The organism is Phormidesmis priestleyi ULC007 (genome assembly GCF_001895925.1).
Classification (GTDB): Bacteria; Cyanobacteriota; Cyanobacteriia; order Leptolyngbyales; family Leptolyngbyaceae; genus Phormidesmis_A; species Phormidesmis_A priestleyi_A.
Window position 1 is genome coordinate 61,460 of the sequence record NZ_MPPI01000017.1, and the last position, 23,417, is coordinate 84,876.

Here is a 23,417-nt window from a genome sequence, read left to right on the forward strand (position 1 = left end):
AGGTGCTGAACTTTGATCGATCTTTGGGCGTTAAGAAAGACCCGGAGATAGCAGCAGAATGACGTTAAGCCTTTACAATTTTAGGCAAGAGTGTGGTTCATAACAGGTCTGCTGTGGTTCATGTTGAGAACTTCCTACCTATTCGATTCGTCGGCTAGGTTCTGTCCTGACTTGCCGAATGTTATCCAGTCTGGCTGGTAGAGCACTATCGATGATCATCTCCGAATCCGTCCTCGAAGAACTTCTCAAAGCCTTTCCTCAAGTTCGCCCCCAAATCTATTTTAAGTCTTCACTCACCGCCCTCTCACACGCGATGGAAGACCAGGTTTTGGCAGGGGTCGATCGCCCATTGGTGATTGCCAGCTTTCAGCGAGAACGGTTTTATCGGCAAGAAGCCCATCGATATTTGCGAATCGCCGAACGTACTGATCAGGTTTATGTCTTAGCGGCTCCTGAAACTGATTTTGTCGATCGTCAAGACTATGAAACGATCGCCTTTCAGCCAGCCGATGCCCTCAGTCAAGAATGGCATCTAGTCGTACTAGGAGCGCACTATGCATCCTGTCTAATTTGCCGTGAGCGACAACAGCCCGATCCGCCTGCTAACATTCAAGACTTGCATATCGATCAGTCTCGCCGCTTTGAAGGCATCTGGACGTTCGATCGCCAAACTGTCTATGAGGCGGCAAATCTGCTGCTAAAACGCATTCAGATCTACCGTCCAGATTTGGCAGCTAAAACTGAGCTGATGCTGGCACAGATTAAAACAGACGCGACTTGTGGCTTTAATCAAGTCGATCCGGGGCCGTTTGCCGAACGGCTCGTTACCTACCTGCAAGCGGGGCAATATAAGCTGGCAAAGGCCTATCGGTCGATCGCCGAGAAAGAACGCAAAGAGCGCTTGATTAACTCGATCACGGCGGCAGTGCGGCGATCGCTCAACCCCAACGAGATTCTGCAAGTGGCGGTGCAAGAGTTGGGCAAAGTTTTAGGAGCGGGGCGATGTTTAATTTATCGCTGCAAATCAACCGATGAAACCGCAACCCTAGAGTATGAGTTTTTAGGAAGCTGTGGCTATGCTGCCTCTAGCCCAGCCAAGCGTCAACCTCCCAGTTTTGATACACATTCCCTTGTAGGTCAATCTTGGTCGCTCCGGGCAAACCCTTTATTTCAAGAAGTCGTCCAAAAGCAAGAGCCTGTCTATGTTGAAGATACGCATGTCGATGAGCGGTTGCGTGAAACTCAAAGTACATTGACTCAAAATGGACAGATCCGATCGTGGCTGATGGTGCCCGTTCTCAATCAAAACCAGCTATTGGGCATTGTTGAGCTACACTACTGCTCCACGCCTCACAAACTAGAGCGCAGTGAGTTAGAAATGGTCGAAGCGATCGCGACTCAAATCGGGGTTGCCCTGATTCAAGCCGAAGCTTATGCAAATTTAGAAGACCTCAACCAGCAGCTTGCAGCCCTCGATCGCACCCGCAGTAATCTAATTGCTATTACTGGACACGAGCTAAGAACGCCGCTCTCAACGATTCAAGTCTGCCTCGAAAGCCTTGCCAGCGAACCCGATATGTCGCCCGACTTGCGGCAAGTGATGCTTAACTCAGCCCTGACCGATTCCGATCGGATGCGAAAGTTGATTCAAGACTTTCTCACCCTGTCTCGTCTTGAAAGCGGTCGGATTGAATGGCGGCTCGAACCGTTGCCCCTTGAAGAATGCGTTGATCTGGCTCTCAGCAGCCTTCAGGCGCACAAATACGATACGCCTTTGCCCAAAGTTACCACTCAACTTCCTTCTGAGCTACCTCTCGTGCAAGTCGATGGCGAATGGCTGGTTGAAGTGATTTCAAAACTGCTCGATAACGCCTGCAAATTCACTGATTCAACGGGACAAATCACCATTGAGGCACAGCGCACTGGCGGAAAAATGTTAGAAGTGATCGTCGCAGACACTGGGCGAGGCATCGAATCGAATCGGCTTGAAACGGTCTTCGATCGCTTCTACCAAGAAGAAGGAGCCTTACGCCGCACCACTGGGGGCACTGGGCTGGGGCTGGCAATCTGTCGCCAAATTATTGCAGGGTGGGGCGGTCGGATCTGGGCAGAATCGGGTGGTAAAGATCAGGGCACTCAGGTTCACTTTACGATTCCGATCGTCCAGTCCAGCCTTTCAGACAAGAAACCCGCGACGAGTCGGCGGCGCAAAACCCGCTAGACGATTTTAACGTCAGTTCGACGAGTTTGTTTGCTTCGTCAAGAGCGGCTTCTGCCCCTAAATCCCCCATCCTGGGGGACTTTGAACCGGAAATTTTGGCTTGAAGTCCCCCAATTTTGGGGGATTTAGGGGGCGCGATAGACTGGTAACGAAGTCGTCGAATTCACGTGATTTTACGGTGAGATTGCCCTTCTGACTCGCTCTGCCGTCGCTGGGGCTAGCAGCACCCCGTTGCGATAGTGTCCGGTTGCTAACAAAATGTTTTGATAACCTGGGAGCAGTTCAATAATCGGGGCAGGGCGACCTTGAGGACGGGGACGCAAGCCATACCAAGTCCGAATGGTTTCAGCATTGGCTAAACGGGGACAAAACGCGATCGCTTGCTGCATTACCGCTTGAAAACTCGCGGCATTAGGCTGCACTTCTCCAGGCTCGGAGGGAAATTCAACCGTTGCACCAACCCAATAATCGCTGTCTTCGAGCGGCACAATATGAACATCGTTGCCCGTGATCACAGGTTGTAATTCTGAAACTCCTAGCGGCTGGCTGAGTTGGAGATGGATCGCCTGACCCAAAACAGGTCGAATATCGATCGGTTGCTTTAAGGATTTTGTGAGCGGCGTTGATCCTAACCCGGCTGAAATGACAAGCCAATCGATCGCCATCGTTCCATTTGTGGTGTGAACTTCACGATCGTTCGCTCCGGTCACGCTGATATCAAAGTGAAACGTTACCCCTCGCTGTTTTGCCGCAACAATCAAAGCTTGCGTTAATGCGACGGGGTTGACTTGACGATCGTCAGGTGAATAAATTGCCGCCGTGACCTGATCTAAATTCAGGAATGGATAGTCAGACTTGAGGCGATCGCGTCCTAAAATCTCTAGAGTTAAGCCTTGCGATCGCCGAATCTCAATCAGCTTTTCCCAAACTGAAAGGTCTTCCTCAAATTGCAGCATCAAGATGCCGTTGCGATTAAAAGGAATTTTAAGACCTGTGAATGCTTCCAATTCAGGAATCAGTTTTTCATAATAACGAAGGCTTTCTAATCGCATTCGGAGATTATTGCCTTTCTCCTTTTTGCTGATTGCCCCCATCAATACACCGAGGGCTGCCCCTGTAGAGGTTGGGCAGATGCTCCCATTCGATTCGACGGAGGTGGGCTGCTGGTCAAAAACCGTCACCGTCAGTTCTGGAACTTGGCTGAGTTCGTGAGCGATCGTCGCTCCGACAATGCCACATCCGACGATCGCAATCTGGGTCATGGGTCACTCGTCAATCCTAAAAAGTTTGTCCGCATGACCCATCACTTTCACGCTTGAGGAACTAGCTGGAAGAAAGCATCAAACGCTTTGATTGCTTCGTTATATTTGAGAACTGCGAGATCAGAATCAGCCTGTTCAGCCGCTCGATCGATGGCAACCAGATCATCAAACACCTCCTTCGCGGCTTGTCTGGCTGGTTTTTGAGCATTGGGCAAGAGATCTCGCGTCACGGCGCTCATTTTCACCCGCAGCTCACCCAATGGCCCGTGAATGAAATTGCGCGCAAACGTCCAGTCTTTTTTTTCAATTAATGCCTGAAGTTCGGGCATGCGATCGCGCATGGATGACACCTCATTGGCATAGCTTTGAATGGTCGCAATCTGCTCAGACGTATAGGTTGGAACCTTCGCCACTGTTGGACTGCCACAGCTAATTAACAAGACCGCTACAAACGCTAAAACGATAGACAAAATTGACCGATGCTTTGCCATAACTACACTTTAATTTCCAACTGATCACTTAATCTGCGGCACAAGTTTAGGAGCAACCGTTTACTGCCCGCGTTAAGGAGTGTATCTCAAAACGGAACTCACGTAAGGACTCCAACAGCACTCAGTCGAAGAGGCATAATTGCTTTCTTAATCAAATTCTAGATTATGGTTAGACTATGGCGGTATAGAGCGATCGAGTTTTATGGTTCTCTCTTTTAAGCAATTGGCGATCGGCACTTCACTGTTAGCGATCGGGGGAGGCGCTGCCCTAGTTAGCAGTCACTATAACAATCGACTTAGTGGAAGCTTGCCACCAGAGTTGCCTCCTTTTGCAACCCAAACCAAGATTGCAATCTCGGATAGTGCCGCCAACAACTCAAATTTTATTGCCGCCGCCGTCGAGAAAGTCGGCCCGGCTGTCGTCAGAATCGATTCGGCTCGGCGAGTCACAAGTCAGGTTCCAGATGCCCTTCGCAACCCACTGTTTAAGCGCTTTTTTGGCGACCAGCTTCCTGCTCCCGAAGATCGGGTAGAGCGGGGCACCGGGTCAGGGTTTATTGTCAGCGCTGATGGTCGTCTAGTTACCAACGCCCATGTGGTTTCTGGGTCAGACACGGTTGAGGTTAAGCTCAAAGATGGGCGCACCTTTGAAGGAAAAGTCGTGGGAGTCGATCCGGTGACTGATGTGGCGGCAGTCAAAATCAATGCCAACAATCTTCCGAGTGTGCAGTTAGGCAAGTCTTCGACGTTGATTCCGGGGCAGTGGGCGATCGCCATTGGCAACCCGTTTGGACTCGATAACACCGTCACAGCAGGCATTATTAGTGCCGTCGATCGCTCTAGTTCTCAAGTGGGTGTGCCTGACAAGCGCGTCAGCTTTATTCAAACCGATGCGGCCATTAATCCGGGTAATTCTGGCGGGCCGCTGCTGAATGATCGCGGTGAAGTGATCGGCATTAATACAGCCATTCGAGCCGACGCTCAGGGATTGGGCTTTGCAATTCCGATCGAGACAGCAAGACGGGTAGTCGAGCAACTATTTAACAAAGGTCGGGTCGAGCATCCTTTCTTAGGCATTCAAATGGTCGATTTGACTCCGACGATTCGTGACGAGATCAATAAAGATAAAGAAACTGAGGTGAAAATCAGTCAAGATCAAGGGGTCTACGTCGCACGGGTGTTGGACAATTCTCCTGCTGCCCAAGGTGGCTTGCAGCCAGGAGACATCATTCAAAAAATCAACGGCGCTCAGGTCAAAACCGCTTCTGATGTGCAAGCACAAGTAGAATCTAGCTTGATCGGCACCCTGCTCGGCGTTGAAGTGATTCGAGGCGGTCAAACCAAAACGTTCCGCGTTCGCCCCGGTGCATTTCCGACCAATCGTGCCGATCAGTAGTCACCGAATGTACGGAGACTCGTTACTCAATTTCTTCTCGAATTCCTGACAGGTCTTCTAGCTCCATGCGTTGCTCCATCTGCCGCAGAAAATAGCCAGTCAACATTGCAGAAGCCAATAGTCCTGCCAGGTTCTCGCGATCGGTGGTGATCTTGACTTCAAAGCCTTCCGGGGGCAACACACCCATCAAGCCTTGAACGTTGTGAGAGATAATTTGCTTGACTCTAGGGCTGGCCGATCGAGCTACGCGCTCTAAAACGTCGGGTGATTGGTGCTGGAGGTAGTTCAGAAGTGCGTTAACGTCAGCCGCCTCGTCAGTTTGGACAAAGTTAGCGTTGTCAGGGTTAAATGCCATGAGGTTCTAGAAACGCCGATTGCACTATTTTGGCACTTCTTTTAGGGAGTGTCCCTACCTCTTTTTAGAGAAAGTCAAAGGAAAGTTACGCAAACCTCGGAGGTTTTAACCAGGAATCAAGCATCGTGACCGACAGAGTGGCTTAAACCTCCGAGGTTTTGGTTTATTCGGCTGCCTTGCTTCTCAGCTTTTCTAGGCTCTGAGGCAACTGATTGAGTTGAAAATATTGATGAAATTTGTCTGTCACCTGAATCCAATACGATCGCCCGTCTGACTGCCGTCGCTTGCGGACAAAGCCTTGCAATACAAGTTCTTGAACATGCTGATAGGCACCTGATCCCCGCAGTTCTACCAGGTCGGTTTGAGCGATCGGGCCCTTAATGGCGATCGCTGCCAGGGTTCGCAACTCGCCGACTCCTAAATCTGCTGGCACTAAAATCTGTACCAGATGTTGAAATGCTTCTCGTAGCTGTAAGCCATATCCGTTAGGCGTTTCTACGATTTCTAAGGCACTGTCTCGGTGGGCATAGTCCGCCATCAGTTCTAAAAGCCCTTCTTGGGCAGAGTCGCGATCGCACGCCGCAAACTCAGCCATCTCGGCGATCGATAACGGCTGTGCCTTTAGATAGAGAATCGCTTCAAGGGTGCTAGAAAGACGAGACATGAGAGAACCGTGCAAAAAAATAAAGAACCGAAAAGGAGTGCGTCCGCAAATTGCTACATTAGTGAGTAACTCTCCTTTTATAAGCTGTGACACGTCAGAATCTATGAGTAATCCGTCTCCGATCTCCGAAATTCCGGCTGAGTCTGCAATTTCTGACTCTAAAGATACAAAGAAACCCAGCTATGTCAAGCTTGCCATGCGAAACATGGTGCGTAAACGCGGCACTTCAATCTACCACTTTGCTCTGACGACGATCGGGCTTCTCAGCGTTTTGGTCGGGCTGGCTTACATCACTCGTTAGGGTTTAGGGTTCATGCAAGTCGAAGTTAGTGTCCAGGAGTGCTTTTCAGCTAACCAAAATGAAATACTCGTCTCTGCGGAAACTTGGGAGATTTGGTTTCGTCTTTGGTTAGAGCTTCTCAACCCAACGGATGTCGAGGATGGCTTGCCTCTGCATTTGCAAGAAGCTTATGAGTTAAGTTTGCGTCTCACTGACGATCGTGAGATTCAAACCCTCAATCACCAATATCGCCAGAAAAACCAGCCAACTGACGTACTAGCGTTTGCGGCGCTTGAAGTCGAGAGTCCTCAGCCGATCGATGATCTTGAGGCGCTATATCTGGGAGATATTGTGATCTCGATCGACACGGCTGTCCGACAGGCACATCAGCAGGAGCATTCTCTGCAAACCGAACTTGCCTGGTTATCAGCACACGGGCTACTGCATCTTTTAGGGTGGGATCATCCCGATGATCAAAGCTTGACCCGAATGTTGAATCAGCAGCAGGTTTTGCTAGAAGCGATCGGGCTAACATTGCCAGTTGACTAATCTTTACGCCTCAGACGAATCTTGCAATACTGTCTTTTAAAGTGGTTTAAAGCAAAATATAAGACGAGAGAGCCACTTCTTGCCAAATCTATCGAGTTAATGCTGCTGATTGCCTATTTTGTCCCTTCGTGAGTCACTATGTCAGAACTGCCTAGCCAACCTCCAAAGCGCCCCTCCACAAAAGTGGTGCCTCTCAAACCCACTCGCGATTTGGCGTGGCAAGTGGCTCCAACTCTGTGGACGAGCTTTAAATATGCCTGGATGGGAATTAGCTACGCTTTTCAAACCCAGCGCAACTTTAAAGTTCACGTTTTTGTGGGCGCGATCGCGATCGGCTCAGGCGTTTTTCTGCACCTCAGCGTCGTTGAGCTGGCGGTGATTGGGTTGACGATCGGAGCGGTTTTAGCGATGGAGTTGTTAAACACCGCGATCGAGTCAGTCGTTGATTTAACGGTCAAGCAGTCTTATCACGAACTCGCCAAAATTGCCAAAGACTGTGCGGCGGCGGCGGTTTTGGTGTCGTCGATCGCGGCGCTATTAGTGGCTGGTTTTCTGCTGTTGCCCAAACTTTTTCTCTTTGTGGAACTAGCACTTCATTGACGACTAAGCAGCAGGGACGCGAAAGAATATGGGAGGATAGTCAGTAAGTTTTAATCCTTCCACTCTATATAAATGATTCTTGTCATTGATAACTACGACAGCTTTACCTATAATCTGGTGCAATATCTCGGTGAGTTAGGGGCTGAGTTTCCCGTAGCGGCAGACATTCAAGTTTATCGAAACGATCAGATCACGATCGAGCAGGTGCGTCAGCTTCACCCCGCAGGCGTAGTCATTTCACCGGGGCCTGGAAGACCAGACGACGCGGGCATCTCGCTCGATTTGATTCAGCAACTTGGCCCAACGATGCCGATTTTGGGGGTGTGCCTGGGGCATCAAAGCATTGGGCAAGTGTTTGGAGGCGCGATCGTCTCGGCACCCTTGCTGATGCATGGTAAAACCTCTGAGGTGCATCACACCGACACAGGCGTTTTTAACGGACTCGACAACCCAATGACCGCAACTCGGTATCATAGTCTCGTGATTGAACGGCAATCTTGTCCTGAAGTCCTAGAAATCACGGCTTGGGTTGATGACCAAACCATTATGGGTGTGCGTCATCGACAATATCCTCACATTCAGGGGGTGCAGTTTCACCCAGAAAGTGTGCTCACGGCATCAGGCAAGCAATTGCTCAGGAACTTTTTGCGGGATATTAGCAATCAGGGATAGAAGGTTTGAGTTTGGGGATGTCTACAGAACCTCACCAATCCGTTCAGAACGCTAAATTTGTTGTGAGGGCGCTAATGAAACGAAGACAGTTTGTGGGTTATGCCGGGGCAAGCTTGCTGACAGCAGTAGGCACAGGCGTAATTTTTGGGAGTGATTCTGTTCGGGCACAGACTAATTCACTCTCGGTGCAATATTTGGGGCACACCTGCTTCTTATTTACGGGCAGTGGGCAGAAGATTCTGGTCAATCCCTTTCGGAGTCTGGGTTGCACAGCCGGATATCGTGCGCCGAAGGTCGGTGCCAGCCTCGTGCTGATCAGCAGTCAGCTTTTAGATGAAGGCGCGATCGAGCTTGTGCCCGGAAATCCTCGCTTGCTCTACGAACCTGGGGCCTATGAAGTGGGTGGGATCAAGATTCAGGGCATTGGCGCTGATCACGATCGAGTTGGCGGCAAGCGGTTTGGCAGCAACGTCTCTTGGCGCTGGACTCAAGGCGGCGTGACCGTGCTGCATTTAGGGGGTGCGGCAGCCCCAGTCACCCTTGAGCAAAAGATCTTAATGGGAAGCCCAGATGTGTTGTTGATTCCAGTCGGGGGTGGGCCCAAAGCCTATACTCCTCAAGAAGCAAAGCAAGCGATCGCGATGCTCAACCCTAAACTTGTGATCCCGACTCAATATCGCACTCAGGCGGCTAAGGATCAGTGTGAGATCGTTGGGCTTGACGACTTTCTCAAGTTGATGAGTGGTGTCCCGGTGCGTAAGGGTGGCGATTCCATCTCGATTCAAAAATCAGACTTGCCAAAAAATGGGATGGCAATTCAAGTTTTAAGCTACAAATTCTAAAGAGGGTGAGGGGTAAAATGTCTTTTTGCCCCGTGTTGCAGAATGAGGGGATGAAATGGCTGTAGGGTATAGCGCCCCCGTGCCTACCCCTAACGGAGGGCAACCACGGGGGGATTGCCCCTACCCAATTATCCCGCCATTCAGCAATCCCCTTTACCCTTCATCTTTTACCCTTCACGCTGCTATTTTTTATGCATTCTGACTATCGCCAGCGTCGCGAACAGTTGATGACCAAGATTGGGTCGGGCACCGCCATTTTTCGCAGTGCGCCGACTTCGGTAATGCACAACGATGTCGAATATAACTTTCGGCAAGACAGCAATTTTTTCTATTTGACGGGGTTTGATGAACCCGATGCCGTCGCAGTGTTTGCGCCTCATCATGAGACGCAGAAGTTTGTGCTGTTTGTGCGTCCCAAAGATGCTGACAAAGAAACCTGGTCAGGCTATCGCATTGGGGTAGAGGCTGCAAAAGAGATCTATGGAGCAGATGAAGCTTATCCGATCGCTGAACTCGATGAAAAGCTGCCTCAATACGTCGAGAAAGCCGATCGCATCTATTACCATGTGGGACGCGATCGCACGTTTAATATGACCGTTCTCAATCTTTGGCAGCGATTGATGTCAACCTACGACAAAAGAGGCACGGGGCCGATCTCGATTGAAGATCCCGGCCCAATTTTGCATCCGCTCCGACAGGTGAAAAGCGCGAACGAACTAGAGCGAATGCGAAAAGCCGTTGAGATTGCGGCAGAAGCGCACAACCTGGCGCTAGATATGCGAAAACCGGGGCGCTATGAATATGAAATTCAGGCAGAAATGGAGCGGCTGTTTCGGCTTAGGGGTGGTTTAGGTGCGGCGTATCCGTCGATCGTCGCATCAGGAACCAACGCTTGTATCTTGCACTACACCGAAAATCGTCGCCAGATGCAAGACGGAGAACTGCTGTTAGTCGATGCGGGCTGCTCTTATGACTACTACAACTCAGACATCACGCGCACCTATCCGGTTAGCAGCAAATTCACAGAAGAGCAGCGCATTCTCTATGAATTAGTCTTGACCGCGCAACTGAAAGCGATCGAGCAAGTGCAGACCGGTAATCCCTGGAATCTCTTTCACGATGCAGCCGTGCGAACGATCGTAGAAGGACTTATGGGACTCGGACTTTTGCAAGGAGACATTGAAGAAATCATCAAAGAAAAAAAATATAAACCCTTCTTTATGCACGGCACGGGTCACTGGCTGGGGCTAGATGTGCATGATGTTGGGGTGCGGCAAATTGGCGAAACTTGGCAACCGTTTCAGTCAGGGCAAGTTGTCACGGTCGAGCCGGGAATTTATATTCGACCAGACTTTAAACCCTTTGAAGGACAGCCAGAAGTGCCCGATCGCTGGCGCGGCATCGGCATTCGCATTGAGGATGATGTGTTAGTGACAGACACCGGAAATGAAGTTTTGACGGCGGCGGTGCCCAAAGCGATCGAAGCAATGGAGCGAAGCGGTTAGACACTCTTAAGTATCTTATGGGAAAAATTAGCGATCGCTCACCCACCCATTACTAACCAAATCGACCCAACTCTCGACAAGTTCACCTCGATGAAGCAGTTGCCAAAGGGCTTGATTGACAATGTTGGGCGCTTCAACCATGACTGAGTGACCTGAGTTGGGTACGATCAGATGATTGCTACTGGGCATGTGAGTCGCTAACTGATTGCCCATCGACAAAGAAAATACGGGATCGCGTCCGCCTGTAATCACTATGACTGGACAAGGAATTTTGTGTTTTCGCCCGTCATAGCCCCAAAAAGACTCGATCACCTGATAGGGATGCGATTCAGACGGTAAGCTTGATTCTTGATCACCCGCTCCTACTAATTGCTGAACTTGAGACGAGTGATAAATCTGGTATCCGCCAGCCGCAAAGAATTTCATCAGAGGAACTTCCCACCAGGGCGTGAGATTGTGAGTGCCGCCTGCGATTGCAATCAGCGCTGTGACCGCATGACGATTTGCCCACTCTAGCCCGATCGGAACGCCGTAGCTATGACAACACAAAATCGGGTGCTGAATCTTGAAATGGTGCAAGAGGCGAGTTAAATCTCGGCGATGCCTGCCCACCGAATAGCGACGATAGCGACCCGATTCACCATGTCCTGCCAAATCGTAAGCGAGGACTGCGCGATCGCGCGATCGTAAAAACTCCCACTGTTTTTGCCAGTTAAAACGATTGCCCAACCCACCATGCACCAGCACGATCGCCGGAGACTGACCCGGTGAATAAGCAACTTTAAGTTCTACACTACCCAGTTTAATGACTGAACCCTCTAAAGACGCTACTGGCTTATCTGACATAAGGACACTGATCTCTTAATTCCTATGTTTAACTCGTCTTTGACAGGGAGGCTTGTTAGCGGGAAACAACAAGCGTAGGGTTGCTAACGCGGTTAACACGACGCAGACAATGATTAGCGCCATTAAAGGAAAGGGAACCATAGCAGACTTGACAAAGTTGAGCCTCTCCACTTTAGGGTCACGGTTTGACACCCTTGTGACCGACTCATCACAAAGTCGTGAATCGCTGGGCGATCGGCAGCGAAAATCGAAACACACTCCCTTTGCCCAGTTCGCTTTCAGCCAAAATGACACCCTTTTGCAACTCGACTAAGCGGCGAGAAATGGCTAACCCGATGCCCGTGCCACCAGAGTGACGATCGCGCGATCGATCTGACCGCCAAAATCGCTCAAACACATGGGGCAAATCGTCTGAAGAAATGCCCTGTCCGGTATCTTTAACGGCAATCCACATCTGACCCGTCTCCTGCCACGCTTGCAGAGTCACACTACCTTGAGGCGTATAGCGCAACGCATTGCCGATCAGATTGACTAAAATTTGTTCGACTCGTTCGGGGTCAGCGATCGCGGGTGGCAAATCAGCAGGACACTCAAGGCTCAGAATGGTCGTGCCTTCTAGAAGTTGATCAGAAAACCGTTGGACAAGGGACGCTAATAGAGGGCAGATATTGAGAGGTTTTGCATTAATGGGGAGATAGCCCGCCTCTGCTTGAGAAAGCTCTTGTAGGTCGTTGACAAGGCGGCGCAGGCGAGTGGTTTCTCTAGCAAGCCGTTGATAGATGTCAGAAGAAGCCTCGATCGTGCCGTCTGCCAGCCCTTCGAGATAGCCCTCTACGACCGTTAGCGGCGTTCTCAACTCGTGGCTTAAGTCACTGACCAAATCGCGACGACGCTGCTCAACGCCCTCTAGCTCTTTTGCCATGTGATTAAAACTCTCAGCCAACCGATTTAACTCAGGAATCTCATTGGCAGGCACGCGCTCTTCTAAATGCCCCGATGCAAACTTGCGAGTGATGCGCTCTAGCTGAATCAACGGTTGCACGATGCGCTGAGACACGAGATAACTTAGCGCTCCTGCTGTAGTGCCACCCACGATCACTGACCAAAAAGCGCCCCGACTCCAGGCTGACTCAAATCCTTCGAGCAGTTGACGACGAAAATATCGAACGTTGACCCCGCCGACCTGAATTTTTTCAATATGGGTGATAAACAGGCGCGGAGAGTAGAGTTTGCCTACGGTCAATAGAGTGCTCAAGCCGACCACCATGACGATCGTGTGAGACAAAAAAAGTCGTGCCCGTAGACCAAGTTTAGCCATAGATTATTTATTTGCAGATGATTCAGTAATGTCTTCAAATTTGTAGCCAACGCCGATCACCGTTTTAACAAAGGTCGGATTTGCAGGATCAAGTTCGACTTTTTTGCGGAGGCGAGCGACGTGCGTATCGACGACCCGCTCATCGCCAAAGAAGTTATCGCCCCAGAGTTTGTCGATGAGTTGAGTTCGATTCCAGACGCGACCGGGGTAACTCATAAAAGTCGAGAGGAGGTCAAACTCTAAGGTCGTCAGGTCGAGCGGTTCTGATCGATCGGGGCTGAGGTGACGAGTGGCCGATCGCTGATCGAGATCGATCGAGAAACTATGCGTTCGATAAATTTGGCTCTGTCCCCCTTGACGCAGCGTTCTTCTCAACAGCGCTCTGACTCGTGCAACCAATTCTTTAGGGCTAAAGGGTTTAACCATATAGTCATCGGCTCCGGTTGATAGCCCAATGATCCGATCGAGTTCTTCACCCTTGGCAGTCAGCATCAAAATATAGGGGTCTTTAGAGCCGGGTTTTTGACGAATGCGGGCGCAGACTTCTAGACCATCTAGTTTAGGAATCATCAAATCTAAGATAATCAGATCGAATTTTTGCTCTTGAAAGAGTTGCAGGGCGGTCAACCCGTCGCGACAGGTGCGGCAAGAGAAGCCTTCTTTTTCTAAATAAAGCTGAATCAGTTGAGCGATTTCAGCTTCATCTTCAACGATCAAGATTTCCATAAGGTGTGAATGGTGAAGGAACGATCGAGCGCTCTCTCCACGTTACGTCGTTTTTCTGGTGCTGTCAGGCTCTTTCATGGCTTAATGCACCTGAGTTTGTCCTAATATTGAAAATAAGTTGGTCAAACTTGATAATTGACGCTATATTGGATAAGTCGAAAGCAACGCGGGGTAGAGCAGTCTGGTAGCTCGTCGGGCTCATAACCCGAAGGTCCATGGTTCAAATCCATGCCCCGCCACCAAATCGATAAGTCCTCAGTCCGTCTGACTGGGGGCTTTTTTAATGGAAATTTATCAATAGAATTTCAACCCAGTTCCGACAGTTGTCTTAAAGCAAAATCTTCCGATCGATAGAGTTCGCACTGCTCTACTAAACATAGTCTTAGGTTAATTTAGGGTTGTGAGTAAACTACAACACACTGACTCTACAAAATTATGTCCATCAATTTCATGTTTCGTAAACGCTGTGTACAACGTTCGCAGAGGTTATTTTAGAGTGCCAAGAAGACAGTTATATAAATAGAAGACGATGTGGACTTAGAATGAGGCGATTAATTTAACTGCTCGACATTATTAACAACAAGATCAATCGTAACGATCGCGATTGAAACAACAGGTCTAATGTCTAAATAAATTAAACCGATGCAAAGTAAAGAATTTCGTCCAGCCTCTGAGGAGATTGCAGGGCAAAAGCTTCCTTATCCCGCTAGTCAGAAAGACATGGTGCCTGCGCCTGATAGCGATCTCTCCAACTATCAGCCAGCCGGAAAACTTCGCGGCAAAGTTGCATTGGTGACAGGAGGAGACTCTGGGATCGGTCGTGCCGTTGCGATCGCTTTTGCACTAGAGGGTGCCGACGTTGCGATTTTCTATAACGAGAACGAGGCAGATGCAAAAACGACCTGCGAAATGGTCGAAGCAAAGGGGCAACGCTGTCTCGCGATTCAAGGAGATGTGCGTCAATCTGAAGTGTGTCGTCAAGCTGTCGAACAAGTAGTGACTGAGTTTGGTGGACTGAATATTCTAGTGAATAATGCGGCTTACCAAATGGCACAAAAACAATTTGAAGACATCAGCGAAGAGCAGTTTCGTCGCACCCTCGAAACCAATATTTTTGGCTACTTTTACATGGTAAAAGCCGCCCTGCCTCACCTTAAAGAAGCGGATGCCATCATTAACACGGGCAGCATTGTGGGGTTAGTCGGCAACGAAATGTTGATTGATTATTGCGCGAGTAAAGGTGCCATCCACGCGTTCACAAAAGCGTTGGCGTTGAATTTAGGATCGCGTAAGATTCGCGTTAATGCAGTTGCGCCTGGGCCGGTTTGGACTCCGAACATTCCGGGAACGATGCCGATCGAGGAAGTTGAAAACTTTGGACATGAGGTGGCAATGGGTCGTCCTGGTCAGCCCGAAGAACTCGCGCCAGCCTACGTTTTTCTAGCGTCGCAAGACTCAAGTTTTATGACTGGCAGCATTGTAGAAGTAACCGGAGGCAAACTGTCGAGTGGTTAATCTGCCATTAGACCTCCTGCATGAATAAAATTCTCGACGTAAACCACCCTTAGAACTCGCCCCCTAACCCCCAATTCTGGGGGAACTGGAGTTCAAAGTCCCCCAAAATTGGGGGATTTAGGGGGCGTTCCCGGATTCATGCAGGAGGTCTATTCTATGACGTTTACATACCCTGGGGCTTAGTTCTTTAGCACACAAGTCAATATGGAACAAAGTCCTTACCCACCTGGAACGGTTCGTTCTCTTCTAGACACATCGCAGGTTACTCCCAAAACGAGAGAAGTGATTAAAGCAAGGCTGGCAGAAGAACCAGCCTTAGAACCCAGTTTTTTTAATGCAGAATCTTTCGCAATTTTGCAGGCAGTTACCGATCGACTGATTTCTCAATCTCACGGGATTGACCTTGCAGGCGCGCTCGATCGTCGATTAACGACTGGCACTGGCGATGGCTGGCGCTATAACACGATGCCTCCTGACCCGATCGCCCATCAAGCAGGGTTAACTGGAGTAGAAGAAAGTGCTCAAATCCTCTTTGGGCACAGCTTTGTCGCGCTGTCTGAGTCAGAACAAGATAGGGTATTAACCGCGATTCAGCAGGGCAAAGCACCCGGAAAAACTTGGGAACCAATGCCTTCAGTCCGCTACTTTGAGGAACTGCTAGTCGAACTCACCGAAACTTACTACAGCCATCCCTTAGCGCAAGAAGAAATTGGCTATGTCGGAATGGCGGATGCAAAAGGTTGGCAAGCGATCGGACTCAATCAGTTAGAACCCTGGGAACCACAGAGTGGAAAAACAATCCAATTATCACTAACAGAATCGCCAACCCGAATGCCAACGCAATCTATATTGCAAGAAACGAATCATTTACAACGCTATGGGACAAAGGATATCGTCGATGCAGTAGTGATCGGAACAGGCGCGGGTGGGGCACCTTTGTTAGCGCGGTTAGCACAAGCCGGACTTAGCGTAGTCGCGCTAGAAGCGGGAGAACATTGGCATCCCGCTGAGGATTTTGCAACGGATGAGCGATCGCAGTCCAAGCTTTTCTGGACAGATGAGCGACTCAGTGCTGGAGAAGACCCGATCGCGTTCGGCAACAACAATTCTGGCATTGGCGTAGGCGGATCTACACTGCATTACACTGCTTACGTACCCAGACCGCACCCCGATGATTTTCACCTCTACCGCGACTTTGGAGTCGGCGTAGATTGGGCAATTGGTTACGACGATCTCAAACCTTACTATGAAGAAGTTGAGGGCTTTCTGGGAGTTTCAGGTGCGTCTCCTTATGAATGGGAACCCGATCGTAAACCCTATCCACTGCCTGCGCTGCCGCTAAATGGAGCCGCACAACTGATGCAGCGAGGCTGTGAAGCCTTGGGAATTCGGACTTCTCCTGCCGCAAATGCAGCGCTTTCTGCGCCTTATTTTCAGTCCGGTGTGGGTTGGAGGGCTGCTTGCACTAATCGCGGATTTTGTCAGGCAGGCTGCACGACTGGTGCAAAAGCCAGTATGGATGTCACTTTCATTCCGTTGGCGATGCAGCATGGGGCTGAAGTGCGATCGCAATGTTTTGTGACGCGGTTTGAGCGAGATACCGACGATCGCATTACCGCAGTAATTTATGTGCAGGCAGGCGAAGAAAAGCGCCAACCTTGCCGAACCGTATTTTTGTGTGCAGGCGCGATCGAGACTCCCCGATTGTTGTTGCTGAACAACATTGCAAACTCTAGCGGTCAGGTCGGACGCAACTTTATGGCGCATCCTGGTGTGCAAGTGTGGGGACAGTTTTCTGAAGAAGTCAGACCTTATAAAGGCATTCCGGGTGGTTTGATTTCGGAAGACACTCACCGCCCTCAAGACGCAAATTTTGCAGGCGGATATCTGCTGCAAAGTATTGGCGTGATGCCCGTCACCTATGCTTCTCAGGTCGCACGAGGAACAGGGTGGTGGGGCGATCGCCTACATTCTCACCTGCTCAACTACAACCACACTGCCGGAATCAATATTCTCGGAGACTGTCTTCCTTATGAGCATAACTATTTAGAACTGTCTAACGAACGGGACGATCGCGGCTTGCCAAAACCTCGCATTCATTTCACCAACGGCGAAAACGAACGCCGCATGACCGCCCATGCAGAATCGTTGATGCGTCAAATTTGGGAGACAGCAGGCGGTGAAAATCTCTGGACATTTCAGCGCAACGCTCACACGATCGGAACGTGTCGCATGGGCACCGATCCGACTCAAGCCGTTGTCGATTCTGACGGTAAATCGTTTGATGTGCCCAACCTTTATATTATGGATAATTCCATTTTTCCGAGTGCGCTGAGTGTGAATCCGGCTTTGACGCTGATGGCACTCTCGTTACGGACCGCCGATCGCTTTCTTCAGCATAATTAAGGAATAACTTCAGTGACAGCAGGATTTTTAGAACAGCTTCAGAAACGCTACGGCAATCATCAATATCCCGGTGACAGACAGGGAGGCGCAGCCGGAGCAACAGGACAAGGGGAACCCAGCACCCGCCCCGGAAACTTTATGTTTGCAACGGGAATTGAATGCTCGTATCCAACTATTGATCACGGAAAAACTCGCCGCGATGAATTGGAAGAGTGTCATCACTATCAACGCTGGCAAAAAGATTTGCAACTGGTTAAAGATCTGGGTTTGAATGTCTTGCGATATGGATTGCCTTATCATCGCATTCACCTCGACGCAGGACGCTATGACTGGAGTTTTGCCGATGAAGTCATGCAAGAAATGCAGCGACTAGAGATTACGCCGATTCTCGACTTGATGCACTTTGGTGTTCCTGATTGGTTGGGCAATTTTCAAAACCCTGATCTGCCGATTCACTTTGCAGACTATTGCGCGGCAGTTGCCGATCGCTATCCCTGGGTGCGTTATTACACGCCCGTTAACGAGATTTATGTGACAGCAAAAGCCAGCGCCAAAAATGGAGTATGGAACGAACAACTCAAGAGCGATCGGGCGTTTGTCACGGCGATGAAACACATTGTTGCCGCCAGCATTTTGGGCACTCAAAGCCTTGCCCAGCGTCGCCCTGATCTAGTTGTGGTGCAAAGTGAAAGCGCTGAGTATATCCACGAAGCTTGTTCGGTGCAATCTCAAGAGGTGAAGTTACTCAACAAATTGCGTTTTCTATCGTTAGATTTGCTCTATGCGTTTCCACCCGACGCAGATGTTTGCATGTATCTACTCGATAATGGCTTGACTCGCGCTGAATATGATTGGTTTATGGCAGGTGAGCCGCCGGGCTATCAAGTCATGGGCAACGATTATTATGGACGCAACGAGAAAATTCTTTTGCCTGATGGCACTATGTGTCAAGGTGAAGATGTCTTTGGCTGGTATCAAATCACTAGAGAGTATTACAATCGCTATCGCAAGCCCGTAATGCACACTGAGACGAATGTGTTAGATGCTGAAAAAGCATCCTGCTGGCTGTGGAAACAGTGGGTTAACGTGCTGCGAATGCGACAAGATGGCGTTCCCGTATTGGGCTTTAATTGGTACAGCCTGATTGACCAAATCGATTGGGATATCGAACTCGCTGAGAAAAAAGGCACAGTAAATCCTTGTGGTCTATACGATTTAGAGCGAAATCCGCGCCCCGTTGCTCAGGCATATCGCGACTTGCTAAAAGAGTTTGGACAGATGACGATCGTCCCTCACGGCGAAATGTTTGAAGTAACGAGTCAGCCTGCTCGTCTCAAAATAGAGGTTTAGGTGAGTTGTATGAAAAGGAACCGCATGAATGTGAAGTATGAGGCAATCGACGGTTCCCTAACGTCCAACTTCCTAGAGTTGAATGGTGATTTTGTTGTGCAACTCCTCCACTTGAATCAGTGAACCATTCCCGATCGCAATGTTGAACTTCACTAAAGAACGCTCAACTTGATATCCCGGCAACACTCGAACAATTTGATATTCAGTCATCAAATCACTGGTGCCATCCCACTTGAACAATGCCAGTTGATTGGATGCAATCTCACTCAGTTGTGAAACAAACTCTTCAATGCGATCGCTGACATTCACGAGAATGCCAGACGAAAGGAAGATGTAACGCTCTTGCAAATCCAAAGTCACACTGACTCGATACCGTTTTTCGGTTGAGCAACGCAACTCAACGGTGAACGAAATCGAGCCAGGAACGATCGTCCTAACTCCCATAATATTTTGTCCTCTCGGTTACTTCAAAGAGGACAAGAATGCCGATTTCTCAGAGATTCTAAAGGGATGAAAAACATATGCAGGATCTTGATTCCAGCCTTTCAAGATCCCATAGCAAAGCTGACGGTGTACAATCATGAACGCCTCCTGAGTTAGTTGGTTTAACTAGGGATGGAAGTCCTCGGAGTCTGATTTCGCAGATCAGGCTTCGGGGCACAACTTCATCACTGCGATGTATTCTACAGGAGTTTTTTGTTTTTTGAGTGTTAAATTTTTGAGGGGTGCGACTACCCGATGGGGAACTGCGGAGCAACCGTTTCTTTGGGAAAGTGCGGGGCGATCGTTTTTTAATATCTCCGATGAAAAGTGAGGGGAAATACCCGGAAAGTTTCCGTATAATCAATAGTTAGATGTGCGACTCGAAGTCGTTCGGGGGAGTTGGAAGGACTTCAAAAGCCCTTCCCTGTCAGTGTTCAGGCAGATGTCCGCCTTGGAATGTTCAACCAGTAATGGGAGGGCAGAATCAGCAGACAAGGTTAAGTGTCCAACAAGCTTGGAGCCAAACCAGGTGAGAGGGCTAGGGCAAGAATGCTAAGGACAACGCAAGTGAATCCTTGATGAGGCTTCGTTAATTATGACTCTCGAAATGGCTGATACGAGAGTGTTGGGGCATTTGGGAATCGGTAGCGTCTAAATATCGATGGAGAACACCCCGCCCCCGGAGTAGAGAGGAGTCCTAAAGCGATCGCAATGGGCTGACCCGCACCTTTGAGTACGATAATTTGAGTCGTCAAACCCAAGAAAATTGGATGAGTGCAGGAGCCGTGACGCGATCGTTCACCTCTCAATACGATGTCCTCGATCGATTAGTTGATGTCACATAACTCAGTATCCGGAGGAACGACGACGAAACTTTCGGAGTATGGCTACACCTATGATGACCTCGATCGATTGAGGGCGATCGATAATCTCGGGGTGGGAGGCGTGACCCGCGTGGCACTAAACTATAGCTACGACCAGGCAGGAAACCTCACATCGGTCACCAATACCATCAATGGAGTCGCCGATGGCACTACTGCCTATAAGTACGATGCCCTCGATCGGACAACCCAAATTACTCAGTCAGGCGCTGGGATAACCAATAAGCGCGTCAAGCTCTCCTATAACGCCGTCGGGCAGATGGAAACCCTGCAACGCCTGACCGGAGGAACATTTAATCAGACCGTAGCCACCACCACCTATGCTCACAATGACCCACTCAACCGCCTGACCCAGATTCAACACGCTAACGCCACGGGAGGAATACTCTCTAGCTACGCCTTTAACTACGACAATGGCAGTCGGATTCGTAAAGTGCAGAATGCAGACGGCACCTTTGTCAATTATAACTACGCCAAAAATGATGAACTGAAACAGGCGGACTACAGCTCAGTGGCGCGCACCGATGAGAATTACACCTATGATGCCAATGGCAATCGCACCAACATGGGTTACGTCACGGGCACCAATAACCAGCTCTCCTCCGACGGGAAGTATGCTTACACTTACGACGATGAGGGCAATCTTAAAACTCGCACCGAAATCGCCACGAATGTAACGGGGACGTTTAACTGGGATTCCCGCAATCGTCTCACCAGTGTTACCGATACCGCAGGATTATCCGTGTCCTATGCCTATGATGCTCACAATCAACGCATTGCCAAGACGACAGAGGGAATGACAACACGCTATGTGTACGACCGAGGCAACCTCGCCCTAGAATTCAATGGCACCGCAACAACGCCTACGGTGCGCTACTTCTATGGCACCCAAGTAGACCAAATCCTCGCGCAAGATAAGGGCAGTGGGAATGTTTCCTGGATGGTGACCGACCAGTTGGGTTCAGTCAGAGCGCTGGTTGGAAACGATGGGACAGTGCGGAATCGATATGACTACGATGCGTTTGGAAATGTGACCTCCACGATGACGAATGCAACCGATACCTCGCGCTATCAGTACACCGGGCGGGAATTCGATGGCGAAACCGGACTGTACTATTACCGGGCGAGGTATTATGACTCCCGGAATGGACGGTTTATTGGGCAAGACCCTACAGGGTTTGGGGCAGGGGACGGTAATTTATATAGGTATGTCGGGAATTCACCGACTAATACTACTGATCCAACGGGCTTGCACGGTTTTGTTGGGTCCCAATATCGCGAGATCAAATATGTTGACAAAAATGGTTCACACAACACATCCAATATCACATCGGTCATTACAGCTAGGAAAGCTGATCCAAATACCTATATAGTGTCTGATAAGACAAAAGCAGCGATAATTTTTTCGCCTACTAGAACGGGTTCGGATGTTTCCACATCAGCTAGAAGTAAAGTTCCAGATCGTAGAACCGGAGATGATGCTGGACACATAGTTGGAGCACAACTCGGTGGAAGTGGCAGAGACGAGAACAATCTTTTTGCACAAACAAGAAGTGGATACAATCAGAATCCACAGTCCACTTGGAGAGCTTTTGAAAATGCAATCAGAGCCAACATTGATAAGGTTCAGTATGATAATAACAGTAAGCAATGTCCGCCAAATACAGGGCATTTATCAGCCGTTCTAACGGTTAACTTGAAGTATCAGCGACCTAAACCAAATGCTACAAAGCTACTGAGACCAATCGCTGTTGATGCTTCCGTAGTTTTCATCTCGCCTTTTAGCTTTGCGGCTTCAACGATTCGCCCATTACTCCTTCTCAACCCTTAAGAACTTTAATGATGTCAGAAAAATGGAAGAAACTAATTCAGAGTTTAGAAGTTCTTGTGGGCGAGGGACAAGAAACCCTCAACGCAGAGACACTGAGCGCTACGGAAGCTGAGTACAAAATCATCCTTCCTTCAGGCTATAAAGAATTCTGCCAAGTTTTGGGATCGGGAGAGTTATCGGATATTGCAAGAGTTTACTGCCCAACGAAGTTCTTCATAAAAGCCAGTGAGCGACGTATACAGGAGGCGATTCGGCACATTGAAAGATTCGGAGAGAACTTTAAACGTGACCAGCAATATATAGAGCAACTGAGATCTGCGTTTGTATTTGGGGAATCTGCTACGGGTGAACATTTGATTTTTTGGGATCTGAGAACCTACCAAGAGTCAGATGGAAGCTATGAAATTCACTGGGCAAATTCGGTCAGTCCTGACTGCATTGATCCGGTGCTGTTGGGACGCGATTTCTTCAACTTCATTCAAAACTTCTGCTATGGAACCGAAACCTTTGATTTAGTTCCTGAATATGTAGAAGGAAGTTCTCCTGGAGACTTCTCTTTAAACTTCTATCCTCTTGTATTTACCTAATTACAGGACGAAAATTGTAGAACGTCTAAGAAATCACTCGTTTCTGTTCCAGTTTGAGAACACTGCTTCGTTCACAGTCAAACCCATAGCGAAAGATACTATTGGCTCTGCGTCCATGCTTCTTAATCAATGGTTCGGACATTTTTTGGAACGATTTCAAAAGGCTTTCAGGGCTTACGGTTTCAGGACTGAGCTATTTTTTCAATGTTAGCTCCACCCCTGACTTTGAAAAAAAGATCAAGCCTACGGTTGAATCAGGGTTCGAGGTTAAAACCTGCTCAAATTTTGTGGTTGGGTCGAGGGGGAGTATGATCTCCCTCCCCTCCCAGTTAGATCCGTGCGTGCAAGTTTTCCCGCACACGGCTCCCGATTCAATCAGGCTGTGCCTTTGCTCCTGTGTGCATAATTATGGCAAGACTCGTGTAGAGCCTCCAGATTTGTCGCTTTCCAGTTGTGGTGATTTCCATCTTGATGATGCAGGTGAACCTGTTCCTCAGAGGTCATCTTGTATCCACAACAGGCACAGGAATGGTTTTGTCGTTTTAGGACTCTAGAGGTCGCACCGTCATAGAGTTTACTGTTACGTTCACTCCAGTACGTTAAGTCGCCATCGTAAGGGGATTTCTCCCCTTTGACA

General features: G+C 49.2%; 22 protein-coding genes, 1 tRNA gene and 1 pseudogene. 14 read left to right on the top strand and 10 right to left on the bottom strand.

Annotated features, from left to right (window positions below):
* The first annotated feature begins 211 nt into the window (after positions 1–211).
* Positions 212–2,221 (top strand): DICT sensory domain-containing protein, encoded by a 2,010-nt coding sequence (locus BRW63_RS15565; protein ID WP_073072565.1) that lies wholly within the window; start codon positions 212–214, stop codon positions 2,219–2,221.
* Positions 2,222–2,394: 173 nt separating this feature from the next.
* Here BRW63_RS15565 and BRW63_RS15570 read toward each other — a convergent pair whose 3' ends face one another.
* Entirely contained in the window at positions 2,395–3,483 is a 1,089-nt protein-coding gene (locus BRW63_RS15570) for an NAD(P)/FAD-dependent oxidoreductase (RefSeq protein WP_073072567.1), read from the bottom strand.
* Positions 3,484–3,530: 47 nt separating this feature from the next.
* Positions 3,531–3,974 carry a photosystem II protein PsbQ gene (psbQ, locus tag BRW63_RS15575; protein ID WP_073072568.1) on the bottom strand — a complete coding sequence of 148 codons (444 nt, stop codon included), beginning with the start codon at positions 3,972–3,974 and terminating at the stop codon, positions 3,531–3,533.
* A 202-nt stretch (positions 3,975–4,176) separates the two neighbouring features.
* Between psbQ and BRW63_RS15580 the strand changes: the two genes are divergently transcribed.
* Entirely contained in the window at positions 4,177–5,370 is a 1,194-nt protein-coding gene (locus BRW63_RS15580; RefSeq protein ID WP_073072570.1) for an HhoA/HhoB/HtrA family serine endopeptidase, read from the top strand.
* Positions 5,371–5,392: 22 nt separating this feature from the next.
* Here BRW63_RS15580 and BRW63_RS15585 read toward each other — a convergent pair whose 3' ends face one another.
* Entirely contained in the window at positions 5,393–5,725 is a 333-nt protein-coding gene (locus BRW63_RS15585; protein ID WP_073072572.1) for a DUF760 domain-containing protein, read from the bottom strand.
* 163 nt (positions 5,726–5,888) lie between these two features.
* A complete protein-coding gene (gene scpB / locus BRW63_RS15590; RefSeq protein WP_073072574.1) occupies positions 5,889–6,389 on the bottom strand; it encodes an SMC-Scp complex subunit ScpB in 501 nt (166 codons plus the stop codon).
* 103 nt (positions 6,390–6,492) lie between these two features.
* Between scpB and BRW63_RS15595 the strand changes: the two genes are divergently transcribed.
* The 6 genes from BRW63_RS15595 to BRW63_RS15620 all read left to right on the top strand — a co-directional run bounded on the left by BRW63_RS15595 (position 6,493) and on the right by BRW63_RS15620 (position 10,837).
* Entirely contained in the window at positions 6,493–6,690 is a 198-nt protein-coding gene (locus BRW63_RS15595) for a DUF3285 domain-containing protein (protein ID WP_073072575.1), read from the top strand.
* Between the two features lie 12 nt (positions 6,691–6,702).
* A complete protein-coding gene (gene ybeY, locus BRW63_RS15600; protein WP_073072577.1) occupies positions 6,703–7,218 on the top strand; it encodes an rRNA maturation RNase YbeY in 516 nt (171 codons plus the stop codon).
* A gap of 138 nt (positions 7,219–7,356) precedes the next feature.
* Positions 7,357–7,818 (top strand): diacylglycerol kinase family protein, encoded by a 462-nt coding sequence (locus tag BRW63_RS15605; protein ID WP_073072578.1) that lies wholly within the window; start codon positions 7,357–7,359, stop codon positions 7,816–7,818.
* 72 nt (positions 7,819–7,890) lie between these two features.
* Positions 7,891–8,490 carry an anthranilate synthase component II gene (locus tag BRW63_RS15610; protein ID WP_073072580.1) on the top strand — a complete coding sequence of 200 codons (600 nt, stop codon included), beginning with the start codon at positions 7,891–7,893 and terminating at the stop codon, positions 8,488–8,490.
* Between the two features lie 17 nt (positions 8,491–8,507).
* Positions 8,508–9,332, top strand: a complete 825-nt coding sequence (locus tag BRW63_RS15615; RefSeq protein WP_244913270.1) for an MBL fold metallo-hydrolase — start codon at positions 8,508–8,510, stop codon at positions 9,330–9,332.
* Between the two features lie 191 nt (positions 9,333–9,523).
* Positions 9,524–10,837, top strand: a complete 1,314-nt coding sequence (locus BRW63_RS15620) for an aminopeptidase P N-terminal domain-containing protein (RefSeq protein WP_073072584.1) — start codon at positions 9,524–9,526, stop codon at positions 10,835–10,837.
* A 27-nt stretch (positions 10,838–10,864) separates the two neighbouring features.
* Here the strand turns inward: BRW63_RS15620 and BRW63_RS15625 are convergent, their stop codons facing one another.
* The 3 genes from BRW63_RS15625 to BRW63_RS15635 all read right to left on the bottom strand — a co-directional run bounded on the left by BRW63_RS15625 (position 10,865) and on the right by BRW63_RS15635 (position 13,727).
* The gene (locus BRW63_RS15625) at positions 10,865–11,683 is read right to left on the bottom strand and encodes an alpha/beta fold hydrolase (protein WP_073072586.1); all 819 of its coding nucleotides are present in this window, start codon (positions 11,681–11,683) and stop codon (positions 10,865–10,867) included.
* A gap of 208 nt (positions 11,684–11,891) precedes the next feature.
* On the bottom strand, positions 11,892–13,001 hold the full coding sequence (locus BRW63_RS15630; RefSeq protein WP_073072588.1) for a sensor histidine kinase: 1,110 nt from the start codon (positions 12,999–13,001) through the stop codon (positions 11,892–11,894).
* A gap of 3 nt (positions 13,002–13,004) precedes the next feature.
* The gene (locus tag BRW63_RS15635; protein ID WP_073072590.1) at positions 13,005–13,727 is read right to left on the bottom strand and encodes a response regulator transcription factor; all 723 of its coding nucleotides are present in this window, start codon (positions 13,725–13,727) and stop codon (positions 13,005–13,007) included.
* Between the two features lie 165 nt (positions 13,728–13,892).
* Here BRW63_RS15635 and BRW63_RS15640 point away from each other — a divergent pair.
* The 4 genes from BRW63_RS15640 (at position 13,893) to BRW63_RS15660 (ending at position 18,998) form a co-directional block, all read left to right on the top strand.
* Positions 13,893–13,969: transfer RNA gene (locus tag BRW63_RS15640), tRNA-Met, on the top strand.
* A 400-nt stretch (positions 13,970–14,369) separates the two neighbouring features.
* Positions 14,370–15,242: a glucose 1-dehydrogenase gene (locus tag BRW63_RS15645; RefSeq protein ID WP_073072592.1), complete on the top strand. Its 873-nt coding sequence runs from the start codon at positions 14,370–14,372 to the stop codon at positions 15,240–15,242.
* A gap of 204 nt (positions 15,243–15,446) precedes the next feature.
* Positions 15,447–17,648, top strand: a complete 2,202-nt coding sequence (locus BRW63_RS15655; RefSeq protein ID WP_083582978.1) for a GMC family oxidoreductase — start codon at positions 15,447–15,449, stop codon at positions 17,646–17,648.
* Positions 17,649–17,660: 12 nt separating this feature from the next.
* Complete coding sequence (locus tag BRW63_RS15660) at positions 17,661–18,998, top strand: family 1 glycosylhydrolase (RefSeq protein ID WP_073072594.1); 1,338 nt, start codon at positions 17,661–17,663, stop codon at positions 18,996–18,998.
* Between the two features lie 72 nt (positions 18,999–19,070).
* Here BRW63_RS15660 and BRW63_RS15665 read toward each other — a convergent pair whose 3' ends face one another.
* On the bottom strand, positions 19,071–19,442 hold the full coding sequence (locus tag BRW63_RS15665) for a hypothetical protein (protein ID WP_073072596.1): 372 nt from the start codon (positions 19,440–19,442) through the stop codon (positions 19,071–19,073).
* 873 nt (positions 19,443–20,315) lie between these two features.
* Here BRW63_RS15665 and BRW63_RS15670 point away from each other — a divergent pair.
* Together BRW63_RS15670 and BRW63_RS15675 are read left to right on the top strand one after the other, a co-directional pair.
* On the top strand, positions 20,316–22,193 hold the full coding sequence (locus BRW63_RS15670; protein ID WP_073072598.1) for an RHS repeat-associated core domain-containing protein: 1,878 nt from the start codon (positions 20,316–20,318) through the stop codon (positions 22,191–22,193).
* A gap of 8 nt (positions 22,194–22,201) precedes the next feature.
* On the top strand, positions 22,202–22,780 hold the full coding sequence (locus tag BRW63_RS15675) for an SMI1/KNR4 family protein (RefSeq protein ID WP_073072600.1): 579 nt from the start codon (positions 22,202–22,204) through the stop codon (positions 22,778–22,780).
* Here BRW63_RS15675 and BRW63_RS30165 read toward each other — a convergent pair.
* Positions 22,777–22,907, bottom strand: a pseudogene (locus tag BRW63_RS30165) (IS4 family transposase); the annotation flags it as partial. The gene BRW63_RS15675 and the pseudogene BRW63_RS30165 sit on opposite strands and share 4 nt — an antisense overlap.
* 248 nt (positions 22,908–23,155) lie before the next feature.
* Positions 23,156–23,417 (bottom strand): HNH endonuclease signature motif containing protein (locus BRW63_RS28965; protein WP_143162059.1); only part of this gene is annotated, 262 nt, incomplete at its 5' end.